This is a genomic window from Nitratiruptor tergarcus DSM 16512, assembly GCF_027946175.1.
GTDB classification, from domain to species: Bacteria; Campylobacterota; Campylobacteria; order Campylobacterales; family Nitratiruptoraceae; genus Nitratiruptor; species Nitratiruptor tergarcus.
In genome coordinates this window covers 79,940-100,851 of sequence record NZ_AP026671.1, presented here as the reverse complement: position 1 = coordinate 100,851, position 20,912 = coordinate 79,940, and the positions used below count along the sequence as shown (strand labels likewise).

Sequence of the window (20,912 nt, the reverse complement as noted above, 5' to 3'; positions counted from 1 at the left end):
TTTGCCTTTAGCGGTTTTTACTGTATTGTAGCATTTGATTCTTTACAAACTCTTTAGCAGCCTCTTCATCTAATCCTGCTACATCAAAAGGCTCACCGACTCGAAACACAATTGTAGAAAATGGCTTTGGGATAATGAAACGATCCCAGCTTTGAAGCTGCCAAAATGCTGAAGCTTTATAAGAAAAAGGGACGATTTTTGCTCCTGTCTTTTGTGAAAGAGCTACAATTCCAGATGCAACACTTAACCTAGGTCCCTTTGGACCATCAGGTGTAATAGCAATATCATAACCTTGACGAAGCTTTTTTACTGCAGCAATAAGTACTTTAGCTCCTCCCCGCCTTGAAGATCCTCGTATTGTCGTAAATCCAAAACTTTTTATTGTTTTTGCAATCAATTCTCCATCAAAATGCTCACTTATCATAACTGCAATAGGATGGGAGTTGCGGATTTTTTTATATAAAAAGGGCTGCATCAAAAGCTCCCCATGCCAAAAAGCTACAATAAATGGCTCCTTAGGGAGATTTTGTGGAAGATGGAACTCTTTTTTGCAACTCCAAAAAAGAAGGCGCATAAAAAATGCCCCAAGAGGCGGAAGAAGTAGAAGAAGTATTTTTCGTTTAAACTTTTTCATTCACGAGCACTTCACCCTCTAAAGAGAGGCGACCCGGCTTGGTAATTTTGACATCAACAAATCTACCCAAGAGCTCTTCACTCCCTTTGACTTTTACTATCCAGTTATTATCAGTACGGCCTGCTACATAACCACCAGGTTTAAGCTCTTCAAAGTAGACTTCATATACTTTTCCCATCTCTTTTTGACTGATAGCATCAAGCATACTTAAATGCAGATCTTGTAAGAAGCTAAGTCTCTTACTTGCTATTTCATCTGGTACTTGATTGGGGTAGTTTTGGGCAGGTGTTAATGGCCTTGGAGAGTATTTAAAACTAAAAATCTGCTCGAACTTTACCTGCTCGACAACATCAATTGTATCAGCAAAATCCTCTTCACTTTCACCTGGAAATCCTACAATAATATCTGTAGAGATATGCACATCAGGCACAAGAGATCGCAGTTTCATAGCCCTATCTAAAAACCACTCTTTCGTATAGCCCCTCTTCATATCTCGCAGCACCTTTGTGCTTCCACTCTGCAATGGCATATGCATCGATTTACAAATTTTTGGATTGTTTGCAAACTCTTCTAAAAACTTGTCATCCATATGCAGAGGATGCGGCGAGGTGAATCGGATACGTTTTACTTCACCAATTTCACTTACCATTTTCAAAAGATCAGTAAAATCTATTTTACGATCTCTATCGCTAAATCGTCTACCATAATTATTGACATTTTGTCCAAGCAAAAAAATCTCTTTAGCCCCATTTTGTGCAGCACGTCTAGCTTCTTGTACTACAAGCTCTGGAGGAATAGAGATCTCTTCGCCTCTTGTGTTTGGTACTATACAGAAGGTACACTTCTTATCACATCCGATAGAGATATTGATAAATGCTTTATAGGGGGAGCTGCGAAAATCGCTAAAAGCGTAAGTGCTCTCATCATAATCGATATCTACTTCAACTGCCTTTTCTTTATGTATTACTTCAGTAATTTTCGAGACATTTCTCGCCCCCAATACAAAGCTGACATAGGGGGCTTTTTTGATGATTTCGTCACCCAAATGACTAGCAGTACAACCACATACCCCAATTTTTGCACCAGTCTTTTTCTTTTTATTAAAGTAGCCAATCTCACTGAAGAGTTTATGTACAGGCTTTTCTCGCACTGAACAGGTGTTAATGAGAATAAGATCGGCTTTGCTTAGATCATCAGTGAGTTCAAACTGCTCTTTTTCCTTGAGTTCCGCAATAATATGCTCGCTATCACGAACATTCATTGCACATCCAAGAGTCTCTATATAGAGTTTTTTTCCCATAACTTCTCTTATTTTATAATATGAACTTCATAAATATAGTCGTTTTCATCTAAGCCATATTTTACTTCTCTAAAATAGACACTAAAACCCTCACTCTCCAATTTATCAACCATATCCATCAAATCTTTATGGGAGTTTTCTCGATCAAAATAGAAAATTTTACTTCCCTCTTTTTCTACTTCTGTTTTAATTTTTTCAAGATCTATCGTTTTAGGTTTTGCTTTGAGCGTTTCACGTGCCAGTTTCAATTCCATTGCATCCCTTTTTGCGCTTGTGTTTGTAATTGGTAATTATATCAAAAAAGATAACCACTTACACAGCTAGATTAATCTTAAATCAAGATTTTTTTTGTAAAATAATGCAACTGCAAAATCCTCCTTGCTGTAAAAAATCATAAATTATTATAAAAAGGTTATTGATAATGGAGAAAATAGTAGATATTATCGATTCTATTGCCCATGAAAAAGGGCTTAGTGTTGAAAAAGTGACTGAAGCTATCAAAAGAGCTTTTATCAATACTGCAAAAAGAGTTATTGGTGAAGATCTCGAATTTGAAGCAGAACTTGATGAAAAAAATAAAAAGATGCAACTATTTCAAAAAATTCTCGTCGTAGAAGATGATGATGAGCGTGCAAAAGAGGAGCCAGAACGTTATATTACTATCTCTGAAGCCAAAGAGATTGATCCAGATATTGAAGTAGGAGATGAACTGCGCTATCCAATAGATCTCTCCAAGCAGGGTCGTACAGCTGCAATGCGTCTCCATAATGAAATAGAGTATCATATCCAGCGTCTCATCGAAGATCAACTCTTTGATAAATATAAGCAAAAAGTTGGAACAATTATTAGTGGTACCGTTACAAGAGTAGATGAGGAGGAAAATACCTGGGTAGATATTGATGAGGTCAAAGGTGTCCTTCCAAAACGCAATCGTATCAAAGGCGAATTTTTTAAGCCTGGAGATGTTATCAAAGCGATATTGAAGCGCGTAGTTGTAGATAGAAGTTATGGTATCTACCTTGAACTCTCCCGCACTACACCAAAATTCCTCGAAGAGCTTCTTAAATTAGAAGTGCCAGAAATCAAAGACGGTCTCATTACAGTAGAAAAAGTTGCAAGAATTCCTGGAGAGCGTGCAAAAGTCGCCGTTACATCCCATAGTCCAAAAATAGATCCTGTCGGAGCATGCGTAGGAGTCAAAGGCGTTAGAATCAATGCTGTAAGCAAAGAGCTCAAAGGTGAAAGTATCGACTGCATTGAGTATTCACCAATTCCAGAGATTTTTGTCGCAAGAAGTCTTAGTCCAGCAATTATAACATCTGTAAAGATCGAAGGAGAAAAGGCTATTGTCACTCTTCCAGCAGATCAAAAATCAAAAGCAATAGGGAAAAATGGTATCAATATAAGGCTTGCTAGTATGCTCACTGGTTATGAGATAGAGCTAGTAGAAAAAGGATCAACTATACAGACTCAAGAAACTGAAGAAGAAGAGAGTAAACCAACAATAACCCTCCAAGATCTTTTTAAAGAGTAATCCCTACCTTGCGTAGGGATTAAGCCGCAAGAGTACCAAATCTCCTACAATATTTCCAAGAAGTGTTAAAAAAGAGGTAATTATCAAGATCCCAAGTATTATAGGATAGTCTCTGGCCATAGCTGCTTGATAAAAGAGCAATCCCATGCCATTGATAGAAAAAATCGATTCCAAAATGACGCTCCCACCAATGATTCCTGGAAGTGAAAGGCCTAACATAGTAATAATTGGAGGCTTGAGATTTGGGATGATATAATATTTAATAATATCTTGCTGCTCTATTCCTCTTGCCTTTGCAAAGAAAATATAGTCACTCTTTAAAATCTCTTGCGTGAGTGAGCGAATATATTGTGCTAGTGTTCCAAATCCTACAAAAACAACCACAAAAATAGGCAAAACCAAATGCCATGTAAGATCTATGTAGTAAGCAAAACCTGTTTTTGGCTCTAAAGAGTGCAAACCACTAATTGGAAACCATCCAAGCTTCACAGAAAAAATAATAATAAGAAGCAGTGCCAAGTAAAATGATGGCATAGAAAAAGATATCAAGGAGAGATTTTTAAAAAATCTATCTATAAAACTTCCCTCTTTAAGTGCTGAGACTATTCCAATATAAAAAGAGATAACAAAGATAATCACCATGGAAACAAGATTTATACCAAGTGTAATCCCAATACGATCCATAATCTCTTCAATCACAGGCTTACCGCTGGCAAAAGAGATTCCAAAATCAAAATGGAGCAGCGCCCAAAGCCAACTTATATACTGCTGCCACAGAGGCTTATCAAGCCCATATATTGCTTTGAGATGCTCAAGTGTCTCTTTTGTGATATTTGGATTAAGCTCCCCTGCACTTAAAAAAGAGTTTGGTGCTAGATGAATAGCAAAAAATGATATAAGCGAAATAAGTAGCAGCATCCATACAAGATAAAAGATTTTTTGTACTACTTTTTTTTTCATCTTTTTCTATAGAGTGTATACACTTTTCCTTCTATAGCATCCGTTTTATCTACAATAGTATTATTATCTTTAATTTTAATCTTTCTAATCTCTCCACCAAATGTCAAAAACCCGAGCCTTGCACCCTCACCAATATTGACAGTTACTATTTTGTTTTTTTCATCAAGATTTTCTACAATCCATTTTCCCTCTATAACTCTATTTGTATGCCCTTTTTTTATCTTGATTTTTGCACTACTTGGCTCAAACTCCATAAAAATGCCATCTCCTTCCCATTTTCCAAGGAGAGTTTTTACTAAAGGCTCATCTTTGTATTTTTTATCAACAGCAGTTTCAAGTTTATTTGCTGCCTCTATTTTTTTAGCTTCAACTTTTTCCCATGTTCCATCTGGTTTAAGGACTATTGTATCACTTCCCTTTTTTATTACTTTGACTTCATGCCAAGTACCATCAGGTTTAAGTTCAATAACCTTCCCATTATCAAGTGTAATATATTCCCCTGCAAAAAGCAGTACAATAGTGAAAAACAATAGAGTACGTTTCATACCATTCCTTTGAAATAATTAAGGTAAGAAGATTGTAATATAGAGAAGATTAAGAAGAGATAATTTTCGGGCAAAAGCCCGAAAGGAAATTAGAAATTATAAGTAAGATATACTTGGATAGTGTTGTAGCTATCAGCTCCGTTTTGATCATCTGCATCTGTATAGATATATGCAAGAGTTGCATCAAGATTACCAAAAGACTTACTTGCAGTAACTGCAAATTCATTCATATCTACATTTGTAGTATCATTGCTTGTGCTTGTATATTGAGCCATAAGATCAGCTACATCTTCCATGTTGTACGCAGCTCTGAGCATAAATGCATCAGTATCTGGCTGTCCAACATATCCATAGTTCCACCATGCTTCAGTATAGAGTTTTGATTGAGAACCACCAGGACCTGCTTTTACACCTGTAGCAGTGTTTGCAACAGGAATTACACCATCTTCATCAGTTGAAGAGTATGCAGCGCAAAGTTTAAGACCATTGTCCATACCATATCCAAGTTTGATTGCCCATGCACTAGACTCATCAAGTGCAGAAATATGACCTTGTGGATCGATGTATGCATACTGAAGTCCTGCTTTAAGGCCAGGAACTGCATCTTTAAGATCAACATCTGCTTGGAGCCACCATGCATTTGCAATGCTTACAACACTGTAGTACCATACTTGTGCAGTAGTCATAGGGATAAGTTTTGTAATTGCTGCAACTGCATACGCACCATTTGCATCAACAGCACCATTATATGCATCTACAATAGCACTTCCGTAAGTTTTGAATGGATCTGAACCATTAGATACACCGTAAACTACTTGACCAGGAGCACCATTACCACGTCCAACCCAGGCAGCTACCAATGTAGTTTCTGGAAGATCGCTATTGAGAACTACAGCAGCATCGAAGCTGTTTACAGCAATATTCCATTTTTCACTAAATGCAAGTGGAGTGTCAAGCTCTTGGCGTCCAACTTTGATAGTTGTGTTACCAAAAGTTTTTGCAAGCCACGCTTCATTTACCCACCACTCAGAATCAAGACCAACTAGAGCACCATTTCTATCAGTTGCACCTGCCCAAAGACCAGATACAAGGTTGTTTTCAAGACCAAGTGTAGAAAGACCAACTGCACTTAGTTTTCCAGCTACTCCATTTGCCAAATCTGCAGTAACTGCTACAGTTGCAGCTGCTTGTCCATAAGAGCTTTTCTGATCAAAAAGATCATTTGGATCCATATCAGTAGTACCATAATACAATTTAGCATTACCACTAAATTTTACATTTTCTACATCAGCGAATGCACTCACACTTAACGCTACTATCGCAGCAAGACTCAATTTTGCCAGTTTCATCCTTACTCCTTTGTCAAATTTATAGGTTCACACGAAAAATTATAGCAAACTTTCCTTAAACTATTGTTATTTTTTTGCCATTTAATCTTTATTTTGATCCCAAACGAGCACTGTTTTACCATCTACCTCTTCTACTTCGGCTAATCCCATGATATGATAGCCAGCATCTACATAGTGTACCTCTCCCGTAACACCACTAGCGAGGTCACTGAGCAGATACATTGCACTATTTCCTACTTCATCAATTGTTACATTTTTTCTTAAAGGTGCATTGAATTCATTCCATTTAAGAATAGTACGAAAATCTCCTATGCCACTGGCAGCTAAAGTTTTAATTGGTCCTGCGCTAATTGCATTCACGCGAATTCCTTGAGGACCTAAATCTGCAGCAAGGTAACGTACACTCGCTTCTAAAGCTGCTTTTGCAACACCCATAACATTATAATGAGGAATATACCGTACCGATCCTAAATAACTCAGTGTCACAATACTTGCCCCCTCTTGCATGAGTGGTAAAAGCTCACGAGTAAGTTCAATAAGAGAGTAAACTGATATATTCATTGCAATTTCAAAAGCCTCTTTGCTTGTATTGACAAATCGTCCATCTAGAGCTTCCCTTGGAGCAAAGGCGACAGAGTGTACTAAAAAATCTAGTTTTCCAAAATCCTTTTCCAAAGCTTTCTTAAGCTTTTCAAACTCCTCTTTATTTGCAACATCTAGCTTATAGACATTGTCACTGCCAAACTCTTGTGCTATTGGATCAACTCTCTTTTTTATTGAATCATTCAAATAGGTAAAAGCAAGCTTGGCTCCTTCTCTATGGCACGCTTTTGCGATTCCATATGCAATCGATTTATTATTTGCAACACCTACAATTAACCCTTTTTTTCCTTCCATCAAACCCATTAAAGCTCCTTTGCTATGTTAATCATTGTCATAAATGTATCCACATTCCAACTAGCTGTCCCAATCAAAGCCCCCTCGCACTCTGGTACTTGTAAAATCTGCGCAATATTTTGTGGTTTGACACTTCCACCATACAAAAGCGGTCGTTTTGTTTTTGTACGCAGAAACTCAAGCATTGTAGCTATATCTTCTGTCGTAGCTGTTTTTCCTGTTCCTATTGCCCAAACAGGCTCATAAGCAACAATAAGTTTTTCATACGCTACATCGATACCTTCTAACTGCTGCTCGATGTAGGAGTATATCAGCTCCGTACTGCCACTTTCACGCACCTCTTGCGTCTCACCAACACAATAAAAGATAGTAAATCCCTGCTCTTTAAAAAAAGCAAATTTTTTAGTAATAAGTTCTTGACTCTCTCCAAAAAGATGACGCCGCTCGCTGTGACCTAAAATGAGGGTTTTAATCCCAAACTCTTCAAGCTGCTCTAAGCCTATCTCACCAGTATAAGAGCCACTTTGGGCACAATAGGCATTTTGCGCACCAATAGTTGCAACTGCGGTATCATAGTTATCAAGAGCTGTAAAAGGAGGAAAGAGGTAAAGTGCTACGTCACCTTTATCAATCGATTCCAGTTTTTGCAAATAAGCTCTTGTAGAGGCTCTTGTATGATTCATTTTAAAATTTGCTGCAAGAATCATCTAATCCTCCACCATCAATGCCTTAATGCCAGGAAGCTCTTTGCCTTCAAGCAACTCAAGACTAGCTCCTCCACCTGTAGAGATAAATGTCATTTCATCATCTACACCAGCTTTGCTAATAAGACTTGCAGTATCTCCACCCCCTATGATTTTCGTTGCATAGCTCTCTGCTACATAATTTGCAAGTTTGATTGAGCCCCGTGCAAATTTATCTATCTCAAATACCCCCATAGGCCCATTCCAAAGAATTGTCTGTACATCATTGAGTGCTTCGCGAAAGAGTCTTGTAGAGGCTAGACCAATATCCAAACCCATCCAATCTTTTGGAATCTCTTTGAATGTCACAAATTTTACTGGGGCATCCTCTTTGAGCTCAGGAGCCACAACAAAATCGACTGGAAGATAGAGTTTAACGCCAAGTCTTTTAGCCTCTTCCATAATTTTCATAGCTTCTGGAACAAGTTCCTCTTCTACAAGACTCTTTCCAACCTCCTCTCCAAGAGCTTTGAGAAATGTAAAAGCCATTCCTCCACCAATAATCATCTTATCCACTTTTGGCAAGAGATTAATGAGAGCACCCAGCTTGCCTGAGACCTTACTCCCTCCTACAATGGCTAGAAATGGGCGTGTTGGATTTTGCAAAAGTTTATAGAGATATTTAATCTCTTTGAGAAGTAAAAATCCAGCCGCTTTATGGTTTACATCATAATAGTGTGTAATTGCCTCAACTGAAGCATGTGCTCTGTGGCTTACACCAAATGCATCATTGATATAAAATGTTCCAAATTCACTTAGCTGCTTTGCAAATGCAGGATCATTTTTTGTCTCTCCAGGCTCGAAACGAAGATTTTCCAAAAGTAAAATTTCACCTGGCTGTAACTGAGAAAACTTCTGGTGTGCATCTTCACCTACCACATCTTTTGCCATGATGATCTCATGTTTTAAGAGTGTATGGAGTCTCTTAGCAACAGGTTTTAATGAGTACTTCTCATCAAATCCCTTTGGTCTTCCAAGATGGCTTGCTAGCACAATCTTACACTCATTGTCTAAACAATAGCGAATTGTTTGGAGCGCTGCGCGAATACGTCTATCGTCTGTAATATTGCCATACTCATCCAAAGGAACATTAAAATCACAGCGTATAAATACACTATCGCCAGGCTGTAGTTCAAGCTCTTTAATCGATTTTATATGCATATCTCTCCTTTACTGTGTAATCCATTTTGCCATATCAAGAAGCCTGTTGGCATAGCCCCACTCATTGTCATACCAGCTCATAATTTTTACTAGATTTCCATCAATCACTTGCGTAAGATCAGCTGCTACAATAGAACTATAAGCAGATCCCAAAAAGTCTTGCGAGACTCTATACTCCTCATCTACATGTAGCACTCCCGCTAACTCTTGGCTAGCAGCTTTTTTAAAAAGCTGATTCACTGCATCTTTTGTCACACTTTTTTTTAATACTATATCAAGATCCATAAGTGAAACATCTGCAACAGGTACGCGCACACTTCTTCCATCAAGCTTGCCTTTTAGAGTTGGCAAGACTTTAAAAATAGCTCTCGCTGCACCAGTGGTAGTTGGGATAATATTCACTGCGGCTGCACGGCTACGGCGAATTTCACGCTTGTGATCACTATCGAGGAGGTTTTGATCGATAGTGTAGCTATGAATTGTAGTCATCAATCCTTTCTCTATGCCAAATTCACGCTCAAGAAGCCACACTATAGGAGCAAGACAGTTAGTAGTGCAGCTAGCATTAGAGATAAAATTTTGACCTTTGTACTCAGTATGATTGATACCATATACAAACGTTGGTGTATCGTCAATTGCTGGGGCAGAAAGAATCACTTTTCTAGCACTTTTTAAATGAAATTTTGCAAGCTCATAGCTCAAAAATTTGCCAGTAGCCTCTATCACTACATCTGCATCAAGAAAATCGATATCTTTGGGATCGCTGTGATGGGAAATATGCACCTCTTTACCATCTATTTGCAATGTTTGCTCATCGATGTAGCGTATATCTTTGGCACATCTGCCATGCACAGAATCATTTTGCAGCAGATACGCCATCATTTGCGTACTCATAATGTCATTAATGGCAATAAGCTCAAAATCGCCATCAAGATTACGAACTACTGCTCGTCCGATTCTTCCAAAACCATTTATTGCCAAACGAATCGCCATCAACTACCCTCAAATATTTTGAAAGATTTTAGCTAAACATAACTATAATTTTGGTTAAAAGGAGTTAAATGCGCATAGCTATTTTTGGAGGAAGTTTCGACCCACCTCACAAAGGACATCTACAAATCGCAAAAATAGCACTAGAGCAGCTCGATATCGATTATCTTATAATCGTACCTACTTATCTCAATCCATTCAAACACCATTTCGCCGCTCCTCCGACACTGCGTCTGCGCTGGCTTAAAAAAATTTTTCTCTATCAAAAAAGAGTAAAAATTTGCGATTTTGAGATTCGCCAAGGACGCGTTACATACGCAATTGAAACAGTTACGTATATCAAAAAGCGCTTTGCTCCAAAAAAGATCTACTACATCATTGGCAGTGATAACCTTGAAAAACTCCATTTATGGAAAAGTTATAAAAAGCTAAAAAAAGAGGTAGAATTTGTAGTCGCTACTCGCAAAGGATTCAAAATCAAAGGAGATTTCAAAAAATTACTTGTAGATATTCCAATTAGCTCAACACAACTGCGGCAAAAACCTATAAAGCGATTTTTGCCACCAATTGTTGCAAATGAGATTATACGTTTTTACCACTCATAAGATCGCGTAAAAAATCTTCTATTTTATATTTATTGCGATAGGCTTGCGTCATAAGGTGCACGAGGATATCTCCCAAATCAACTACAATCCACTCATCCCCCTCTTGCACTTTTAAAAACTCTTCACCCTTTGGTTTGAGCTCCTCTTTCATATGATCTAGAAGGGCGGCTGTATGTTTATCGCTCAGTGCGGTAGCTATAACCACACGCTGTACAAAATAGTCTCCATTTTCAGTATTAATAACTGTAACCTCTTCTCCTTTTTTATTTTCGAGAAGCTCTTTGATATCTTTGCATCTTTCATCAATTGAGCGCATTCTTCTCCTTACATCTTATATTTTGCTTCTATTCCCAAAAGTCTCAGTCCCACACGTATTGATAAAGCTACTACCAAAAAGAGCTTGAGATATTTCTCTTCATATGGCGTGCCTATTACTTTGTGTTTATTATAAAAACTATGCAGTTGTGCAGCAAGAGATTTGAGATAATCTGTGAGCCGCTGAAGCTCCCGCTTAGCAAAAGCATCTTCTAAAACTTCTGGAAGTAATAGGGCATTGAAGAGGAGATCTTTTGCATCCTCATTGAGATTTGTCAAATCTACATCAATAACATCTTCTACACTTTTACCAGCCTTTTCTAATACTGAATTGATCCTCGCATGGGCATAGTTGATATAATAGACGGGATTAGAGCTATCCTCATTTTTAAGCATATCCACATCAAACTCAAGGTGTGTATCACTCTTTTTGCTCAAAAAAATAAATTTGAGCGCATCAGCTCCAATCTCTTCGACTACTTCACTCATAAGTATAAAATTGCCAGCACGCTTACTCATCCTATACGGCTCTCCCCCTTTAAGCAAAGAGACCATTTGCGCTAAGATAATCTCAAGCTTATCAGGATCGTAGCCTAAAAACTTGATAGCAGCTTTCACGCGTGCTATGTAACCATGGTGATCTGCTCCCCAGATATTGATATAGCGATCATATCCTCTTTGAAACTTCTCCCAATGGTAAATTATATCACCAGCTAAATAGGTAGGACGGCCATCTTCTCGTACTACTACTCTATCTTTTTCATCCCCATACTCACTAGAGCGCAGCCACACTTTTCCATCTTTTTCATAAATTGCACCATGCTCTTTGAGGATATGCAGTACCTCATCCCATTTGCTATAGAGGGATTTTTCACTGACAAAGCTATCAAACTCGATGCCAACAGCAGCAAGATTGGATCGAATCAGATCCATCATCTTCTCTTTTCCCCACTCGCTCAACTGCTCTATATTGCTCTCTTCTTCAAAAAACTCCTCGCCAAACTCCTCTATCGCCTCTTTTGCCAAGTCCTTAATATAATCTCCTCTATAATACTCCTCTGGCCAAGTAACATTTTTGCCAAGTTGCTCTCTTGCTGCTAAAAAGATAGAGAGTCCTAGCAAATAGATTTGATTTCCTGCATCATTTATATAGTACTCTTTAGATATATCATTTCCTAAATGGCGTCCAATGCGGCTCAGAGCCTCTCCTATAACTGCTCCTCTGGCATGACCAATATGAAGTGGGCCTGTTGGGTTGGCACTGACAAATTCAAGTAAGATCCTCTCACTTTGTTCATCACTTCCAAAAAGTTCCTCATTTTTGAGTGCCCAAGTAGCATAGTCACTCATAAACTGTTCACTCAGTTTAAAATTGACATACCCTTTAATAGGCTCAACTCTTTCAAAAAGTGGGGATTCTTCAAAACTTTTTGCAAGCTCGTCAGCTATCTGCATAGGAGATTTTCGCAGCTCTTTTGCCAATGCAAATGCGATAGGTGTAGCATAGTGACCAAATTTTTTCTCTTTTGGCTTTTCTAAAACAATAGATCTCTTTGCAATTTTTTGCAGCTCTTCCTGCACACGTCTTTTCAAGTCTATGTCCTTTGAGATAAAATGGCGGAACTAAGCAGAAAGCATCTGCTTAGAGAATTATGCTTCTTTTTTTTCTGTAGTAGTTTGTGAAGTTGAGGCTGTTTCACTTTTTTGTTCAATCTCTTTTTTTGTATCAGTAGCTATCTCCTCTTCATCCTCTTTCATCGCTTTTTTAAAATTTTTAATCCCACTTCCAAGACCTTTTGCAAGTTCTGGGATCTTTTTAGCTCCAAAAAGCAGCACAACTATTGCTAAAATTACTAACAACTCTGGCATACTTGGCATACCCATTTTTTCTCCTTACTATTTATTATGCAAAATAATACTAAATTTTTCTTAATGTGGCATTATTATTAATGCTCTTTCCAATAATTAATAAACTCTCCTATCTCATCTTCTGCTCGTTTAAGGCGTGCAGCCTTTGCGATAGCTAAAATCTGCTCTTGCGATTGCTGCAGATCACTATTTATCAAAATATAATCATAGTGAGGCATATATGTTATCTCTTTTTGCGCATTTGCAAGACGTTTTTTGATAGTCTCTTCTGTATCGCTGCCTCGAGCAATAAGACGCCTTTCAAGTTCACTCATAGTAGGCGTTGTAATGAAAACAGAGGTGAGTATTTTTGCAAATGGACTCTTCTTTATACTCATAAAACCTTGCACATCTATATCAAAAAGAACAAGTTTTCCAGCTTCTACTGCTTTTTTGACTGGTTTTATGGATGTACCGTAGTAGTTACCGTGTACATTTGCCCACTCTAAAAACTCTCCTGCTGCAATCTCTTTCTCAAACTGCTCACGGCTTACAAAATAGTAATCCCTTCCATCCACTTCCCCTTCTCTTTTTGCTCTGGTTGTAGTGGAAATACTAAAGTAGACATTATCTATATGCTGAAGTATTGTATGAATAAGTGTGCTTTTGCCAGAACCACTTGGCCCAGAAAGCACAAGTAAAGTTCCTTTGTGAAAAATCATTGCTTATCCGGAAAACTTATTTTGATTGTAATATCGATTTGCATGCCATCAAGCAATTCTCGCAGCTTATCAACGCCTAATTGAGTGAGCTCTTTTTGTATATTCTGCTCTTGTGGTTGAGAAGAAGCCCTTTCTTCAACTTCACTGCTTTTTTGTTGTTGTTCTTCTGTGCTCTCTTCAACTGCTGCTTGCTCTGCACTTACAATTTCCTCTTCTTTAAATGGTTGCTCTGGTGTCTCTTGAGGCTCTTCATGTAAGGAAGTGAGAATAGACTCTGGAGACTCGCTCGAGGTAGGAACAATATCTTCAAGAGAGTGCAAAGATGGCTCAAGTTCTCTCTTTTCTTCATTCAATGGTGCAATCTCACCCATCATCGAATGTGCTGACTCACTCTCCTCTTTGAGTGGTGTTATCTCACCTGCTACTAAATCACTTGGCTCACCCTCTTTTATAAAATTATCTTCGAGAAGTTGACTTACTTTTTCTATCTCTTTTTCATCTAGAATCCCACTTTTATCCAACTCTTCTTTGACAAATGGTGACTCTTCTTTGCTCTCTTCTATTTCTACAATTGGCTCAGTAGTCAAAGAAGCACTCGGTTCAAACTCTTTTATAAACTCCTTTTCTATCTCCTCTTCTTCTGCAGCTAAAAACTTTTTAAAAGGTTCTTCATGAGTCTCCTCTTCTTTTTCTTCTTGAGGAACAAGAGATGCTTTCACCTCTCGCAAAATTTCCATCAAATCTGTTGGCAAAAATGGTTTATGCAGTACAAAATCAAACTCATCAATAGCTGCATTTTTGGTTCCTGTAATGAGACCAATTTTTTGATATTGAATATTCTGTTTTATATCATGCATAAAATTTTCATCATACATCTCATCATCAATAACCACTACTTCATAATGACCAGTTGGAAGATCATACACATTATCACACTCTTCTATTTCAAATCCTGCTTTTGGTACACTCATAAGCATCATACGAGAAACTACAGGGTTTTTATTTATAAGCAACAGTTTCATCGTCAATCCCTTCAGATTTTCTTTATTTTAATATTTTTTTGCTTTAATAACAATTTCAGATACAAAGGAGTTGCATGAAAAAGTTTCTGTTATTATCGATTTTGTCACTGGTTTTATTAGCGGATGATCTCTATTTTATGCCTTTCCAATCAAAACAGGCACAAACAAAACTTCTTTCATGGATAGACAAAGCTCATAGTTCTATAGATATAGCAATGTATAGTCTCACCAATCGCACAATTGCCAAACATATCAAAAATGCTGCAAGAAGGGGTGTGAAAATTCGTCTAGTAAGTGATTATGAGCAAAGCATGAAAGATAGATATTCTAAAATTGGTTATCTTGCAAAATACAAAAACATCAAAGTACGTCTCATTCGGGGAAAATACTCCAAACGAGGAGAATTTTATGGAAAAATGCATCTTAAACTAGCTATTTTTGACAATAAAAAACTCGTTTTTGGATCTGCTAACTGGACAAATTCTGCTTTTAAAAGAAATTATGAGCTAATCTATTTTGCAAAGAACTATGCTTTAGCAAAAAAAGCATTAACAACTTTTGAAAGGATTTTTAGAAAGGCACAAGAATACTAAAAGAGGGCAGAAACTATTTTCTGCCAAGCTCTTTAATTCTAGCAGCTTTTCCGCGTCTCTCTCTGAGATAGTAGAGTTTTGCTCTTCTTACACGTCCGCGTCTAATTACTTTGATATCTTTAATACTATCGCTATAGAGTGGGAAAATTCTCTCAACTCCAATATTGTTAGCACCAATTTTTCTTACTGTAAAGGTGCGTCCAGTACCTTCACCACGAATAGCGATACAGACACCTTCGAAATTCTGGATTCTTTTTTTGTCACCCTCTTTAATCTCTACTGCCACTCTTACAGTATCGCCTGCTTTAAATTCAGGTACACTCTTTTGCTCAAGTTGCGCTTTTTCGAAATGCTCGATATATTTATTTCTCATCCTCTATCCTTTTATCAGGTCTATAATATCGTGTCCTCATTACAGCCATATCATATTTTAAGGCGCTAATTTTACTATGATTTCCCTTTAAGAACTCTAAAACTATATGTTTACCTTGAAAGAGATTTGGCTTTGTAAAAGCTGGAGCTTCCAGGAGTTCTTTTTCAAAACTCTCCTCTTGCAGCGACTCCTCATTGCCTAAAACTCCTGGAATATTACGCACAATAGCATCACTCATAGCAAGAGCAGCAAGCTCACCGCCTGTGAGCACAAAATCACCCAGACTTAAAACCTCATCAGCATAGATCTCAATAAGCCTCTCATCAAATCCTTCATATCTTCCACAAACAAAGACTATGTGCTCTTTTTTGGCAAGCCTCTTTGCATCTTTTTGCTTGAATGGCTTGGCAGCAGGTGTCAAAAAAATCACCCATGAATTTTTATCTGTACATGCCTTGAGTGCGCTGGCAATGGGTTCTGGCTCTAGCAGCATACCAGCTCCACCACCAACTTTTTGCTTATCAACTTTTTTATGTTTGTCTTTACTAAATTTTCGAAAATCTACAAACTCAATCGAAAAGAGGTTTTTTGCAAGAGCCCTTGCAAGAATTGAGTCGCTAAAATAGCACTCCATCAACTGGGGAAAAAGTGTAAGATAGGTTATCTTCATGAAGCTTCCAGAATATCTCTTGCCCCAGCAACTACAATGCGTCTCTTTTGTAGATCTACATCTACTATAAATGGATCGCTAAAGGGAAGCAAAAAACTCTTTGGCAGATTCTTCTGTATAAGATCTGGTGCAGTTTGCACAAGAAGATAATCACTCTGTGGCATTCTTTGGATATCTTGGACTTTTCCTAAATACTCGCTATTTTCATAAATATCTAGCCCTATTATTTCAAACCAGAAGTACTCCCCCTCATTGAGGTTCAATTGCTCTTTGCTTTTTTGCTCATCACTATAAAGATATGCGTTGGTCAGTTTTTTTGCATCTTCTGGAGTATTGATGCCTACGAATTTAATAGTTCCGCGCTGTGGATTAATTCGCTCAATGGTAAGTTTTCCTCTATCGCTCTCAAAAGAAGCACCCTCTTGAAACTGCTCGGGAAAATCAGAGAGATCGAAAAAACGCATCTCTCCTTTGAGACCTACACTACGCCCTAGCCTGGCTATAGCCAGCTTTTTCACTCGCTACTCCTTTGGCTGGACATTAACTTTGTAGCTTACTCCATCCTTCGCTTTACAGCCTGAAATTACCGTTTTTATAGCACCTATCATCTTACCCTCTTTGCCAATAATTTTTCCCGCATCAGCTTTATTGGCATAGATGGTGATTTCGCTGTAATTTTCGTTGACTTGATTAAGTACAACTTCTATATCTTCTGGATGATTCGCTAAAAGTTTTGCAAATTTCTCTACAAAATCTTTTACCATTATTTAGCTTCCGCCCATTCACTAATTTTTTTCACACGATCGCTCATTTTTGCACCAACACTAAGCCAATAGTTGAGGCGATCTTTATCGATTTTTGCAGTTGATGGCTCTGTAAGAGGATTGTAGTAGCCTATAATTTCGATCCATCCACTATCTCTTCTTTTTCTGCTATCTGTTACTACAATTCTATAAAATGGCTTTTTCTTTCTACCAAAACGTGCAAGTCTGATTACTGTCATTGAGTTTTCTCCTTTTTAAGTTTAATATTCTAACCACTTCACACCTGGATGTAAAGTGGCTAAAATATTAGCGAATTGGCGGCATTCCCTGTCCACCCATCTGCTTCATGAGATTTTGCATATCTTGCATACCCTTTTTACCAGCAAACTTTTTGGCAAACTTGGCTGCATTGTTAAACTGTTTGAGGATCTTATTCACCTCTTGTTGACTCAGTCCTGCCCCTTGAGCAATTCTACGCTTGCGAGAATTATTTTTGAGTATGAGATCCGGATCTTTACGCTCTTTTGGTGTCATGGAGTTAATCATTGCTTTAATTTTTTTAATCTCTTTGGAGTTTTCAAGATCCAAATCTTTAATGGCTTTTGCCATATTTCCCATACCAGGGATCATAGAGATGAGATTTTTAAGGCTTCCCATCTTTTTCATAGATTCTAGCTGCTCAAGAAAGTCTTCAAAATTAAATTTTCCTTTTGCAATCTTTTTGCTAATCTTTTTCGCCTGCTTCTCATCAATAACAGCTGCTGTCTTTTCTGCTAATGACTCAATATCACCTGCACCCATCAATCGGTTGGTAATACGCTCTGGAATAAACACTTCCAAATCTGGCATCTTTTCACCAGTACCAATAAAGCGCAGAGGAACACCTATTTGATGAGCAAGAGAAATAGCAACACCACCTTTGCTATCACCATCATATTTTGTAAGAATTACACCAGTAATGCCTATATCTTCATTAAATTTTGCAGCACTTCTTACCGCATCTTGTCCTGTCAAAGAGTCAGCTACATAGAAGACCTCATCTGGATTTGCTGCCTCTTTTACGCGTTTTAGCTCCTCCATCAATGCTTCATCAATAGCAAGCCGCCCTGCAGTATCTATGAGTACCACATCATAAAGCTTTTCGCGAGCAAGTTTAAGCGCGTCATTCACTACTTTTACAGGATCTTTTTCATCCTCTTCTCCAAAAAAATCCACATCTATCTGCTGCGCAATCTGTCTTAGCTGCTCAACTGCAGCTAATCTTTGCAAATCCGCAGCTACAACTAAAACTTTCTTGCCACGGAGTTTGAGGTAGTTTGCTAGTTTTCCTGTTGTAGTAGTCTTACCGCTACCTTGCAAACCTGTCATCAAAACCACCGTAGGCGGTTTACTCGCATAGACAAAGCCCTGTTTCCCCGGAGCAGTGAGGATTTGGGTAAGATTTTTTTGAAGCGCTTTTAAAAAGGAGTCTCTTCCAATACCAGCAGCTTTGGTATCAAGCTCGACACGCTGTAAAAGCTCTTTGACAACTTTATGGTGCACATCAGCTTTTAAAAGACTCTTTTTGAGTTCAGCCAGTGCTTTTTTCAGTGCTTTTTCATCATCTTTGAATCGAATCTTTTTTAATGCACTGCTAAAAGAGTTTGAAAGCGTTTCAAACAAATCTCTCCCCTTATAGTTTTTGAGTTTGCAATTTTACTTAAAAGTACATTAATTTTAGCTAAATTTAATTTTTATTGGATAACAAAATCTTTTGGCTCTGGTGCCGTAAAACTATATCCTAAAAGCTCAATCTTTTTAGCATGGAGCATAATCCGTTTCCATGGCCTACCACCATAGAGTGTATCTCCCAAAATTGGATGGTCCGTTCGTGCTAAATGGAGACGTATTTGATGCGTACGTCCAGTGGTAATGATAGCTTTGACTTTGGTTTTTTTCCCATGTATTTCCAATGGCTCAATTGATGTATGAGCTGGTGCGCCTTTTGAGCGAGACACCCGGCTTTTTGCTCTACCATTTTTTTTGATTGTCAAAATTGGCAGATCTACCTCATAGGGTTCTGCTACTATGCCTTCCACCCAAGCTACATACTCTTTATAGACTCGCTGATTTTTAAACTCCTCAATAGCCTTTTTACGAAACTCTTTATCTTTTACTAGCAGCAAAACTCCACTTGTTTCTTTATCGAGACGATGAAGCAGCTCATACCCACTATCTCGTTTAATCTCTTCACTCGTAATATGTGCTGGCTTATTGATTGCTAAGATCTTCTCATCTTCATAGAGAACTTCTGGCTTTTCAAGCTGTTTTATGCGAAATTTTGTCTTGGTATCTATTTCACCCCGTGCAATTTGCACTTTGCGATCACCTACATAGACTAGGCCTCTATCGATAAGCTCTTTTGCTTTTTTGTTTGAGATTCCAAGCTGCTGCGCCAAAACTTTATAGGCTTTATCCTTCATCCATTTCCTTTATAAATGCTGCTACTTTTTCGTTATAAGGCATTGTAATATGTTTTCTTTTACTTGTCTCACCACTGGCAAAAACAATATCACTCTTTGCTACTTTAAATGTTTTACTCAAAAATTTTACTAGCTCTTTGTTTGCAGCTCCCTCAACTGCTGGCGCTTTGATTGCAATTTTGAGTGAATCTCCGAGGATTCCCGCAATCTTATTTTTGGAAGCATTGGGTTGCGCTTTGATAAAAAGATGCACTACGTTTCCATCTATTTTATACCACACTTTTGATCCTTTCAACAAGAGGCGAGAGATCTACAGATGCTTTAATAGAGGTTGGCTGCCATTTTTGCTCCAATGCATCTGCTAGATCTTGCGGTGCAACAATCTTTATCCCTTTTACATACCCATAACTCTCTTTATGGTTATGAAAGTGAGGACCACTGATGATAGGTTTATGAAAAAAGGCAGGCTCTAAAGGATTATGTCCACCAATGCCTTCAATAAAACTTCCCCCAAGTATGACAAGATCACTTACTGTATAAATATTAACAAGCTCACCTAACTTATCAACCAATACAATATCACCACTTAACGTTGGATTTTCACTAAGTCTATGGTATGAGAGTCCTTCTCTCTTTGCAATGTGCTCTAAAAGCTCATCCACCTCATCAAAGCGCTCTGGATGCCTAGGCACAACAACGAGAGTGGTCTTATCTTTTAGATGCATTACCCATTCAGTAGCTATGATTTCTTCTTCAGGCTCATGCGTGCTAGCTGCAACCACAATAGGTTTTTGTTTTTCATAAGTTTTACTCACTACTGGTTTTTGCAAAAGCTTTATATTTCCAAGAACTTCAACCTCTTTTGCCCCGAGGGCTCTAAGTCTTTTGGCATCCTCAATACTTTGTGCATACACATAGTCGATATTTTCAAATATCTTTTTATAAAGCCATGAAAATCGCTTATATTTTGGAAAACTTCTATCACTCATTCTTGCATTGATTAAAAATGTTGTAGCACCTCTTTTTTTACTCAGATAAAAGAGCAGATACCAAAGCTCTGCTTCCATTACCACAAGTGCTGGCATAGGTTTGAGCCAAAACCACAAAAGTGGCTCAAAAGGAAGATAGCGCACATCAGCGTTTTTATAAACCTTTGCTGCCTCAAATCCTGTTTGTGTAATGACGCTGATATTTGCCTCTTTAAACTCTTTTACCAAAGGCTCTAATGCTTTTGTTTCACCAAAACTACATGCATGAAAATGTACCGCCCTTTTTGCAAAAGGCGGATTGTTTTTGAGAAAAAAACGTGCTGGAATAGCATTGCGATACTTACTTTTTAGTTGCAAAAAAAATAGAAAAGGTAGAGAAACTATATAAGCAAATGTGGTAATAAGAGTATAAATAGCAGTAAACATCTTCTTGCAA

Annotated in this window: 27 protein-coding genes; 3 read left to right on the top strand and 24 right to left on the bottom strand. The window is 37.9% G+C overall.

All coding sequences use genetic code 11. The features are described from left to right. Nucleotides 1-7: 7 nt before the first annotated feature. Genes NITER_RS00590 through NITER_RS00580 form a run of 3 tightly spaced genes read right to left on the bottom strand, consistent with a single transcriptional unit; the run spans nucleotide 8 to nucleotide 2,188 of the window. On the bottom strand, nucleotides 8-634 hold the full coding sequence (locus tag NITER_RS00590; protein WP_084274575.1) for a lysophospholipid acyltransferase family protein: 627 nt from the start codon (nucleotides 632-634) through the stop codon (nucleotides 8-10). Further along, entirely contained in the window at nucleotides 621-1,934 is a 1,314-nt protein-coding gene (miaB, locus tag NITER_RS00585) for a tRNA (N6-isopentenyl adenosine(37)-C2)-methylthiotransferase MiaB (RefSeq protein ID WP_084274577.1), read from the bottom strand. Before miaB ends, NITER_RS00590 begins: the two co-directional genes overlap by 14 nt. An 8-nt stretch (nucleotides 1,935-1,942) precedes the next feature. Then, on the bottom strand, nucleotides 1,943-2,188 hold the full coding sequence (locus NITER_RS00580) for an HP0268 family nuclease (protein ID WP_084274578.1): 246 nt from the start codon (nucleotides 2,186-2,188) through the stop codon (nucleotides 1,943-1,945). Nucleotides 2,189-2,355: 167 nt separating this feature from the next. Here NITER_RS00580 and nusA point away from each other — a divergent pair, with 167 nt between their 5' ends. Then, on the top strand, nucleotides 2,356-3,468 hold the full coding sequence (gene nusA / locus NITER_RS00575; RefSeq protein ID WP_084274579.1) for a transcription termination factor NusA: 1,113 nt from the start codon (nucleotides 2,356-2,358) through the stop codon (nucleotides 3,466-3,468). A gap of 3 nt (nucleotides 3,469-3,471) precedes the next feature. Here the strand turns inward: nusA and NITER_RS00570 are convergent, their stop codons facing one another. From NITER_RS00570 to gap, 7 genes are all read right to left on the bottom strand, one after another. After that, nucleotides 3,472-4,428, bottom strand: a complete 957-nt coding sequence (locus NITER_RS00570; RefSeq protein WP_084274580.1) for an ABC transporter permease — start codon at nucleotides 4,426-4,428, stop codon at nucleotides 3,472-3,474. Beyond that, the gene (locus tag NITER_RS00565) at nucleotides 4,425-4,973 is read right to left on the bottom strand and encodes a hypothetical protein (protein ID WP_084274581.1); all 549 of its coding nucleotides are present in this window, start codon (nucleotides 4,971-4,973) and stop codon (nucleotides 4,425-4,427) included. The genes NITER_RS00570 and NITER_RS00565 overlap by 4 nt, the downstream gene beginning before the upstream one ends. Nucleotides 4,974-5,062: 89 nt before the next feature. Further along, entirely contained in the window at nucleotides 5,063-6,322 is a 1,260-nt protein-coding gene (locus NITER_RS00560) for a porin (RefSeq protein WP_084274582.1), read from the bottom strand. 81 nt (nucleotides 6,323-6,403) lie between these two features. Next, nucleotides 6,404-7,228, bottom strand: coding sequence for an enoyl-ACP reductase FabI (gene fabI / locus NITER_RS00555; protein ID WP_084274583.1), 825 nt, complete (start codon nucleotides 7,226-7,228; stop codon nucleotides 6,404-6,406). Beyond that, the gene (locus tag NITER_RS00550; RefSeq protein WP_084274584.1) at nucleotides 7,228-7,926 is read right to left on the bottom strand and encodes a triose-phosphate isomerase; all 699 of its coding nucleotides are present in this window, start codon (nucleotides 7,924-7,926) and stop codon (nucleotides 7,228-7,230) included. The genes fabI and NITER_RS00550 overlap by 1 nt, the downstream gene beginning before the upstream one ends. Then, nucleotides 7,927-9,123: a phosphoglycerate kinase gene (locus NITER_RS00545; RefSeq protein WP_084274585.1), complete on the bottom strand. Its 1,197-nt coding sequence runs from the start codon at nucleotides 9,121-9,123 to the stop codon at nucleotides 7,927-7,929. A 9-nt stretch (nucleotides 9,124-9,132) separates the two neighbouring features. Next, nucleotides 9,133-10,116, bottom strand: coding sequence for a type I glyceraldehyde-3-phosphate dehydrogenase (gene gap, locus NITER_RS00540; protein ID WP_084274586.1), 984 nt, complete (start codon nucleotides 10,114-10,116; stop codon nucleotides 9,133-9,135). 68 nt (nucleotides 10,117-10,184) lie between these two features. Between gap and nadD the strand changes: the two genes are divergently transcribed. Next, entirely contained in the window at nucleotides 10,185-10,718 is a 534-nt protein-coding gene (gene nadD, locus NITER_RS00535) for a nicotinate (nicotinamide) nucleotide adenylyltransferase (protein WP_084274587.1), read from the top strand. Here nadD and rsfS read toward each other — a convergent pair. From rsfS to NITER_RS00510, 5 genes are all read right to left on the bottom strand, one after another. Then, nucleotides 10,696-11,034 carry a ribosome silencing factor gene (gene rsfS / locus NITER_RS00530; protein WP_197685256.1) on the bottom strand — a complete coding sequence of 113 codons (339 nt, stop codon included), beginning with the start codon at nucleotides 11,032-11,034 and terminating at the stop codon, nucleotides 10,696-10,698. The two genes, nadD and rsfS, sit on opposite strands and share 23 nt — an antisense overlap. 8 nt (nucleotides 11,035-11,042) lie before the next feature. Beyond that, a complete protein-coding gene (gene argS / locus NITER_RS00525; protein ID WP_084274588.1) occupies nucleotides 11,043-12,626 on the bottom strand; it encodes an arginine--tRNA ligase in 1,584 nt (527 codons plus the stop codon). Nucleotides 12,627-12,683: 57 nt separating this feature from the next. Then, nucleotides 12,684-12,917 carry a Sec-independent protein translocase subunit TatA/TatB gene (locus NITER_RS00520; RefSeq protein WP_084274589.1) on the bottom strand — a complete coding sequence of 78 codons (234 nt, stop codon included), beginning with the start codon at nucleotides 12,915-12,917 and terminating at the stop codon, nucleotides 12,684-12,686. Nucleotides 12,918-12,979: 62 nt separating this feature from the next. Then, nucleotides 12,980-13,603: a guanylate kinase gene (gene gmk / locus NITER_RS00515; RefSeq protein WP_084274590.1), complete on the bottom strand. Its 624-nt coding sequence runs from the start codon at nucleotides 13,601-13,603 to the stop codon at nucleotides 12,980-12,982. Beyond that, entirely contained in the window at nucleotides 13,600-14,625 is a 1,026-nt protein-coding gene (locus tag NITER_RS00510) for a ring-infected erythrocyte surface antigen domain-containing protein (RefSeq protein WP_084274591.1), read from the bottom strand. The genes gmk and NITER_RS00510 overlap by 4 nt, the downstream gene beginning before the upstream one ends. Before the next feature lie 74 nt (nucleotides 14,626-14,699). Here NITER_RS00510 and NITER_RS00505 point away from each other — a divergent pair, with 74 nt between their 5' ends. Further along, nucleotides 14,700-15,218: a phospholipase D-like domain-containing protein gene (locus NITER_RS00505; protein WP_084274592.1), complete on the top strand. Its 519-nt coding sequence runs from the start codon at nucleotides 14,700-14,702 to the stop codon at nucleotides 15,216-15,218. A 13-nt stretch (nucleotides 15,219-15,231) separates the two neighbouring features. Here the strand turns inward: NITER_RS00505 and rplS are convergent, their stop codons facing one another. From rplS to waaA, 9 genes are all read right to left on the bottom strand, one after another. After that, nucleotides 15,232-15,591 carry a 50S ribosomal protein L19 gene (gene rplS, locus NITER_RS00500; protein ID WP_084274593.1) on the bottom strand — a complete coding sequence of 120 codons (360 nt, stop codon included), beginning with the start codon at nucleotides 15,589-15,591 and terminating at the stop codon, nucleotides 15,232-15,234. Beyond that, nucleotides 15,581-16,261, bottom strand: coding sequence for a tRNA (guanosine(37)-N1)-methyltransferase TrmD (gene trmD / locus NITER_RS00495; protein ID WP_084274594.1), 681 nt, complete (start codon nucleotides 16,259-16,261; stop codon nucleotides 15,581-15,583). The genes rplS and trmD overlap by 11 nt, the downstream gene beginning before the upstream one ends. After that, nucleotides 16,258-16,779 (bottom strand): ribosome maturation factor RimM, encoded by a 522-nt coding sequence (gene rimM / locus NITER_RS00490; protein ID WP_084274595.1) that lies wholly within the window; start codon nucleotides 16,777-16,779, stop codon nucleotides 16,258-16,260. The genes trmD and rimM overlap by 4 nt, the downstream gene beginning before the upstream one ends. 3 nt (nucleotides 16,780-16,782) lie before the next feature. Continuing rightward, nucleotides 16,783-17,025 carry a KH domain-containing protein gene (locus tag NITER_RS00485; RefSeq protein ID WP_084274596.1) on the bottom strand — a complete coding sequence of 81 codons (243 nt, stop codon included), beginning with the start codon at nucleotides 17,023-17,025 and terminating at the stop codon, nucleotides 16,783-16,785. Continuing rightward, entirely contained in the window at nucleotides 17,025-17,264 is a 240-nt protein-coding gene (gene rpsP / locus NITER_RS00480) for a 30S ribosomal protein S16 (RefSeq protein WP_084274597.1), read from the bottom strand. The genes NITER_RS00485 and rpsP overlap by 1 nt, the downstream gene beginning before the upstream one ends. 67 nt (nucleotides 17,265-17,331) lie before the next feature. Then, the gene (ffh, locus tag NITER_RS00475) at nucleotides 17,332-18,687 is read right to left on the bottom strand and encodes a signal recognition particle protein (RefSeq protein ID WP_084274598.1); all 1,356 of its coding nucleotides are present in this window, start codon (nucleotides 18,685-18,687) and stop codon (nucleotides 17,332-17,334) included. A gap of 71 nt (nucleotides 18,688-18,758) precedes the next feature. Next, nucleotides 18,759-19,487 carry a pseudouridine synthase family protein gene (locus NITER_RS00470; RefSeq protein ID WP_084274599.1) on the bottom strand — a complete coding sequence of 243 codons (729 nt, stop codon included), beginning with the start codon at nucleotides 19,485-19,487 and terminating at the stop codon, nucleotides 18,759-18,761. After that, entirely contained in the window at nucleotides 19,477-19,767 is a 291-nt protein-coding gene (locus tag NITER_RS00465; RefSeq protein ID WP_084274600.1) for a DUF167 domain-containing protein, read from the bottom strand. The genes NITER_RS00470 and NITER_RS00465 overlap by 11 nt, the downstream gene beginning before the upstream one ends. Further along, nucleotides 19,757-20,902, bottom strand: coding sequence for a lipid IV(A) 3-deoxy-D-manno-octulosonic acid transferase (waaA, locus tag NITER_RS00460; protein ID WP_084274601.1), 1,146 nt, complete (start codon nucleotides 20,900-20,902; stop codon nucleotides 19,757-19,759). Before waaA ends, NITER_RS00465 begins: the two co-directional genes overlap by 11 nt. Between the last annotated feature and the right edge of the window lie 10 nt (nucleotides 20,903-20,912).